Source organism: Bacillus sp. LR--39 (assembly GCF_053613335.1).
Genome location: NZ_JBSIOT010001706.1, coordinates 1 through 502, shown reverse-complemented (window position 1 = coordinate 502; position 502 = coordinate 1). Strand labels below are relative to the sequence as shown.

At 41.2% G+C, this 502-nt stretch carries 1 protein-coding gene; it reads right to left on the bottom strand.

The annotated features are described in order from the left end of the window. Positions 1–381 (bottom strand): acyl-CoA thioesterase (locus tag ACWHAR_RS32680; protein WP_452089123.1); only part of this gene is annotated, 381 nt, incomplete at its 3' end. Positions 382–502 lie beyond the last annotated feature (121 nt).

Sequence of the window (502 nt, the reverse complement as noted above, 5' to 3'; positions counted from 1 at the left end):
AGGCACCGGCTTGCCATTTGAATCTAATGCGACAAATGTCAAAAAGGATGTGGCAGCGAGTTCCCGTTCGCCAGTCATCAAATGTTCTTTAATGACTTTCACAAATACTTCCATGGAAGATGTGCCGACCCATGTCACATAGGACTCTAGGCAGACAGAATCCTTTTGCCCGATCGGCTTTAAAAAATCTACAGAATCCATTGAAGCTGTTACCGTTTCACGTCTGCAATGGCGCGCCGCTGAAATAGAGGCAATGTCGTCTATGTAGCTCATTAATTTTCCGCCAAACAGCGTATTATGGTTGTTCGTGTCAAGCGGGAACACCCTGCTGGTTTTCACAACCTTTGACTCTTTACAAAATCTTGTTTCCGGTGTTTCCATACCTTTCTCCCCTTTGATGTCTGATCTTTTAGCTAAATGCACTTATATTCTCCTATTAAACAATATTCTCTTCCATTTGTCTAAAATTTAAAATGGTTTAATGATTTTCATGATGAGGGAA